Raw genomic sequence first — 7,505 nt, forward strand, 5'->3', positions numbered from 1 at the left:
AGTACTTAATGTAACAGTAACTCCGGAACCGGATCCGATCGTAACCAACGTGACCATCTGCTCGGATGAAACTTATACATGGGATGCAGACGGAGTTGAATACCTGGGTACAGATGGTGATACTACTGTTCATTATGAGGGTCTCAACTGTGCACCGGATACAGTACTTAATGTAACAGTAACTCCGGAACCGGATCCAATCGTAACCAACGTGACCATCTGCTCGGATGAAACTTATACCTGGAGTATTGACAGTGTGGAATACCTCGGTACTGACGGTGATACTACCGTTCACTACGAAGGTGACAACTGTGCCGCGGATACTGTATTGAATGTAACAATTCATCAGAATAGCGAAAATACCATCGATAGAACAGTCTGTGACCAACTCACGATTAATGGCGAGACCTTTACTTCAAGTGGCACGTATACACAATACCTGACAAATGTTGCAGGTTGCGACAGTGTACTTACAATTAACTTGACAGTAAATGAAAGTACTGAACAGACACTAAATGAAACCGCATGTGATTCGTATGAATTGAATGGAACAGTTTATAACGAGAGTGGACAATACACTCAGGTCCTGACCACAGATAATGGTTGTGATCTGACAATTACTCTAAATCTCACCATACTGGAAAGTACTGAAGAAACCATCGATGTTAGCGACTGTAATTCAGTTACTATAAACGATGAAGAATACACTGAATCGGGCACATACACTCAGAATTTGATTAATGCTGCCGGTTGCGACAGTACACTGACAGTAAATGTTACGATCCTGGAACCAACTACAGAAACCTTTTCGGTTGAAGATTGCGAGGAGGTAATTGTTAACGATTCCGTTTACACCGAATCAGGAACTTACAATCAGTACCTGACAAACACAGCTGGATGTGATAGCACATTGACTGTTAACGTTACGATTCTGGAACCAACAGCTGAAACCATTGAAGTTGAAGGTTGTGGTTCGGTTATCGTTAACGATTCGGTATATACAGTTTCAGGTGCTTATACTCAAATCCTGACTAACACAGCCGGATGCGACAGTACACTGACCATTGTTGCTACTGTATTCGAAAGCACAGAAGAAACGATCCAGGTTCAGGGCTGTGACAGTGTTGTTATTAACGAAACAGTTTATTATTCAAGTGATAGCTACACTCAAAACCTGACTAACGCTGCCGGTTGCGACAGTACATTAACCGTTATTGCAACCGTGCTCCGTAGTACTGAAGAAAGCATTTTAGCCAGTGCCTGTGAAGCATTTACAATCAATGATGAAACTTTTACAGAGACAGGAGTATATGTGCAACACCTGACCAATGCAGCAGGTTGCGACAGCACACTGACCATTGAATTAACAATCGGAGATACGATTGCGCCTGTTACAGTTTGCAGCGACCTCACTGTTGAACTGGATTCATTTGGTTCGGCAAGTATTTCGCTTGAAGATATCGAAAATGGTTCGATCGACAACTGCTCCATCGATACCATGTTCATCGACCAAACCTATTTCACTTGTGCTGATACAGGTTCAAATTCAGTAATCCTTACCGTGATTGATGCTGCAGGTAACGAGAGTACTTGCACAGCTACAGTAACAGTTGAACAAGGTAAGGCTAATTGCAACAAAGAAGTAAGAAAGCTACCAATTCCGGAGCCTGATATTTTAACAGTAGTTGAATGCCCGGGCAACCAGGTGATCTGGGTTCCGAACCTGCTCGCCAATGATGACTTGAATGGAATTGAAAACTTTAAGATTACTGTTGACAGCATGCCGCAGGATATTACTCTGGATCTGTTAACTGGTGACTTGAATTTCTATACTGGTGAAATAGAAAATATCCACATCCAATTCAATTACACCATCTGCGATTCGCTTAATCCTGATAATTGTGCCACATCTTATGTGAGTATAACAGTTCTCCTCGACACCGACTGTGATGGAGTACCAAACGATGATGACATCGACGATGATGACGATGGAATTCTGGATATTCATGAAGTTGATCTCACAAAATCAACCAGTGAAGATGCGGATATCGACACCGATGGTGACGGAATTGTTGACCGACTCGACCTTGACTCTGACGGGGACGGAATTATGGATAACGTAGAATGGCAACAGACCGTAGCCGAAGGTTTAGGACACGTTAACGACCTGGGATTTGAATACTGGGAACCAATCGGAACTGACTCAGATGGAGATGGTTGGGATGACCGTTACGACGATTATGGTGATAATGTATACTACTTCCCGCTTTGGGATCAGGACGAAGATGGTATATCCGACCAACTTGACCTGGATACGGATGGAGACGATATACCTGACCTTATAGAAGGTAACGACGCCGATTTTGATGGTGCAGCTGATGTATCACCTTCAGGCCAAGACTCTGATAAGGATGGTCTAGATGATGCTTTTGATACTTACGATACATGGTTCGTGAAGAAAGATAAGTATAAAAATACGATCAGCAGTAATGTTGCTCTTCAGGATGAAGACCTGAATGGCAAGCGTGATTGGAGGCAAGAACAGGATACTATTATTCCGCCGCCACCACCACCACCAGCATCGATCATCTTTGTTCCAAATGGATTCTCTCCGAACGAAGATAATTACAACGATTACTTCCAGATTGTAATGACAGATTCACTCAGAACCGTTATCCTGGACAACTTTGGTGAAACATTCCCTGATGCAAAGATTGAGATCTATAACCGCTGGGGTAACCTGCTCTACGAAAAAGACAATTATGGTAATTACGACGAATGGGCTGAATTGGAAGCCTGGTGGGATGGAACATCGATGAATGACATGCAGCTTGGTAAAGAAAAACTACCAACGGGTACATACTTCTATATACTGTATGTAAATGATAGCAACGGTACGGTTCTCACAGGATCAGTATTCCTAAATAATTAATTGATTAATTAATGAATGTTAAATCCGAAAAATTTAGAACGATGAAAGCAAAATTAAATATAATCAAAGGTTTAGGGATTCTGGCACTAATAGTAGCAGCTTTTTCAGTAAATGCACAACAGGACCCGATGTATACACAATACATGTTCAATACACAAACCATTAACCCGGCTTATGCCGGTACATGGGAGTCGGTAGGTTTTATGGCTCTTGGCCGCCACCAGTGGACCGGTTGGGACGGTGCACCGGAAACCTACACATTTTCGCTTCAGGCCCCGCTTAAAAACGAGCGGGTAGCCCTGGGCTTTAATGTCATCAGCGATAAAGTTGGTTTGGAGAAGAAGTTTTACCTCTTTGCAGACTATTCCTACCTGGTACCGGTTGGCGAAAAAACAAACTTACGTTTGGGATTAAAAGGTGGTTTCACCAATTACTCCAACAACCTCCAGGAATATGACATAGTAGATCCGGGTGACCCTAATTTTGTCGGTGAAATCAAAAATGCCTTCAAACCGAATTTTGGAGTTGGAGCATTTCTATACAGCAAAAAGGCCTACGTAGGATTCTCGATACCGAAAGTGGTAAGTACAACTTTTGAGAACGATATGGAAAACTTTTCTGTGGAAGGAGAACTCCGACACTACTTCCTGGTTGCAGGTGCGGTTTTCAACCTGGGTGAAAATGTGAAGTTCAAGCCAACTATGCTGACCAAAGCTTCGTTTACCTCGAAAACCGGAACACCGGTTCAGTTCGACCTTACCGGAAACTTCCTGATCAAGGAAAAACTCTGGTTGGGTGCAATGTACCGAACAGGATCTTCATATGGTTTTATTGCTCAGTGGATTTTTGCCGAAAAACTTCGGATTGGTTATGCCATCGATTTTTCGACCAACAATCTGAAAGAGCATAACAACGGAACCCACGAGGTAATGGTTTCTTACGAGTTACGATTTAAAAAAGAGAATGTGATCTCACCGAGATACTTCTAAGATATTTTGATGTTGTGTTTTTGAAACCCGGTTTCCAATCAGGTCTGATGGTGCCGGGTTTTTCTCTTTTTGATGTTAGGAAACTGCAATTAACAATCCAACTTTTACAAGTAAAATTATTGGAAATTAACTGACTTTTTCAGGAAATAAACAGGCTGATTTATACAGAAATTCAATGAGCCTCTGCAGAGGCAAATCTTACATTTTCCCCAAAACGTAAAACCGGATCAAAAATTCAGATAAAAACGTATTTTTTTGATCAATACGGGAGTTTTGTCCCATTTTGAGACACAAAATCACATTTTCAAAAAATACTAATGCTTGTTTTTCAACACTTTAAAGTCAGTGGCACATCGTTTGATTAGTGAATGGCACAAACGTACTAAATACAAAATTGAAATAATGAAAAAGACGCAATTCAAAACAAATCTTTGGATTTTATGACGTTAAGTCGTAATTTGTAGTAGCAATAATTGATTCTGAAATTTAGGTCAGATAAGGAATAAGGGGTTATTTTAATCTTTCCGATAATTTCAATCAAAGTACTTAACAAAAAAAATTACTGCATTAGCATCGATTTAACAATCGAGCTGGACGCATTATATTATGTTACACAACATTGAAGAAATTATTAAACCTTACACAATGAAAAAAAGTTTTACCCAAAAGATCTTAAGACAAATCGCGATACTATTTTCGGTGCTGTTTATTGTGCTGACACCCGGCAAAAGTGATGGTCAATGTACCATTACTACAAGTGGTTGCATTACAGAAGACATCGTAATTTGTGCCGATTCGCTTAACGCGATTACCGGAGAACAAGGCAAATACCTTGACTGGACTGCTCCTGACTTTACTCTGACCTGTGTTGGAGATACAGGAGAAACTCAGAACTTCTATATGTCGTTCGACCTTCCGGAAAGTTCACTGGCAGCTCAATGCTGGGAATTTAACGGGGTGCAGAGAACAGGTCAGTCGAGTGATGGCTGGATGAAATTATGGCAATCCTCAGGAACCGGAGATCCTTATATTACTACTCCGCTAACCTATTTTCAGCCGAATACAGATATAACTGTTTTCTTTACTGATCCTAATGGAGAGGAATTTACCTGGCATCTGATTCTGATTGATGAAGATGGAGTAGAAAAGGAAATCGGGTCAAATCTTATCGATACCACAGGAAGTTCAACCCTTACAACTCCTGACACAACAGGAGCATTTTATGTGAAATTTCTTTTTACTACTGAACTTAGCAGTATTTCAAATAAAAACACGATTGATGACATTGTACATGATGGTCTTTTGCTTGATGTTGATTGTGCATCCGGAATTGACTTCACCGTTACCGGTCCACAACCATCAGGTTTTTTTATTATAAGCGACACTACTATAACCTATACTGCAACGTATACGCCAACTGCTGGTGATCCGGTAGTTGAGACCTGCTCTTTCAACATTACTGTTGAAGGAGTTCATTTAGAAACACCTGTCTCAACTCCAGAATCTTGTCTGGAAAATGACGGCACCATTACAATTGTAGCAACTTCTCCACTGTCTGATGTTCCTGTTCTGGAGTATAGTATCGACGGTGGAGCATGGACTTCTTTTACTTCAGGAGATGTAGTTGGTGGTCTTGCAGCCGGAACCCATACCCTGGATGTGCGTGATTTAGCATTAGATGGTGACTGTGCCCAGGTTGAACCGATCAACTTTACAGTAGTCGGCGGGGCAGATTTATCCGCTCCTGTTGCTGTTTGTAAGGATACAACAGTTCAACTCGATGCTAACGGAAACGTAAGTATCGACAGTAGCTTTGTAAATAACGGTTCATACGACGATTGTGGCATTGTTTCAATGAGTGTATCACCTTCGTCATTTGACTGCTCAAATGTTGGAGTAAATACTATAACACTTACTGTAACTGACGGAAGTGGAAAAACAGCTACCTGTACTGCTACGATAACGGTAGAAGACAATGTTCCTCCGGTGGCAGCCTGCCAGAATATTACCATTCAGCTCGATGCTTCAGGAGTAGCTGCAATATCTGCAGATGACATTGACGCCGGTTCAGACGATGCATGCGGAATTAAATCACTGGTTGCCAGCCAGACTGATTTTGACTGCTCAAATGTTGGAGCTAATACCGTAACTCTGACCGTAACTGACAACAACGATAACGTATCAACTTGTGATGCTACGGTAACGGTTGAAGACAATGTTCCTCCGGTGGCAGCCTGCCAGAATATTACCATTCAGCTCGATGCTTCAGGAGCAGCTGCAATAACTGCAGATGACATTGACGCCGGTTCAGACGATGCCTGCGGAATTAAATCGCTGGTTGCTAGCCAGACTAATTTTGACTGCTCAAATGTTGGAGCAAATACCGTAACACTTACTGTAACGGACAACAACGACAACGTATCAACTTGTGATGCTACGGTAACGGTTGAAGACAATGTTCCTCCGGTGGTATCCTGCCAGAATATTACTATTCAACTCGATGCTTCAGGAGCAGCTGCAATAACTGCAGATGACATTGACGCCGGTTCAGACGATGCATGCGGAATTAAATCGCTGGTTGCCAGCCAGACTAATTTTGACTGCTCAAATGTTGGAGCTAATACCGTAACACTGACCGTAACTGATAATAACGATAACGTTTCAACTTGTGATGCTACGGTAACAGTTGAAGACAATGTGGCTCCAGTGGCCGTTTGTAAAGACATTACCGTTCAACTCGATGCTTCAGGAGCAGTTGCAATAACTGCAGATGACATTGACGCCGGTTCAAACGATGCATGCGGAATTAAATCGCTGGTTGCCAGCCAGACTAATTTTGACTGCTCAAATGTTGGAGCTAATACCGTAACACTGACCGTAACTGATATTAACGATAACGTTTCAACTTGTGATGCTACGGTAACGGTTGAAGACAATGTGGCTCCGGTGGCCGTTTGTAAAGACATTACCGTTCAACTCGATGCAACCGGAAATGCTGTTATTGCTGAAGACAGCATCAACAACGGTTCTTCTGACGCCTGCGGAGTTTTGACTTTCGATACAGATATTACTGCTTTCGATTGTTCCAACGTTGGTGATAATACCATAACATTAACCGTAACCGATGCGAACGGAAACTCATCGACCTGCTCGGCTACTGTGACTGTGGAAGACAATGTGGCTCCGGTGGCCGTTTGTAAAGACATTACCATTCAACTCGATGCAACCGGAAATGCTGTTATTGCTGAAGACAGCATCAACAACGGTTCTTCTGACGCCTGCGGAGGTTTGACTTTCGATACAGATATTACTGCTTTCGATTGTTCCAACGTTGGTGATAATACCATAACATTAACCGTAACCGATGCGAACGGAAACTCATCGACCTGCTCGGCTACTGTGACTGTGGAAGACAATGTTCCTCCTGTTGCCGTTTGTAAAGACATTACCGTTCAACTCGATGCAACCGGAAATGCTGTTATTGCTGAAGACGGCATCAACAATGGTTCTTCTGACGCCTGCGGAGGTTTGACTTTCGATACAGATATTACTGCTTTCGATTGTTCCAACGTTGGTGATAATGC

Annotated in this window: 2 protein-coding genes and 1 pseudogene; all 3 read left to right on the forward strand. The window is 42.2% G+C overall.

From position 1 onward, the window contains the following. On the forward strand, positions 1–2,932 hold a 2,932-nt coding region (locus tag WFY05_RS19395), incomplete at its 5' end, for a T9SS type B sorting domain-containing protein (protein WP_340114585.1). Positions 2,933–2,973: 41 nt separating this feature from the next. Beyond that, entirely contained in the window at positions 2,974–3,921 is a 948-nt protein-coding gene (locus WFY05_RS19400; protein ID WP_340114586.1) for a PorP/SprF family type IX secretion system membrane protein, read from the forward strand. A 645-nt stretch (positions 3,922–4,566) separates the two neighbouring features. Beyond that, a pseudogene (locus WFY05_RS19405) lies at positions 4,567–7,505 on the forward strand (hypothetical protein); the annotation flags it as partial.

The organism is Maribellus mangrovi (assembly GCF_037646455.1).
GTDB lineage: Bacteria > Bacteroidota > Bacteroidia > Bacteroidales > Prolixibacteraceae > Draconibacterium > Draconibacterium mangrovi_A.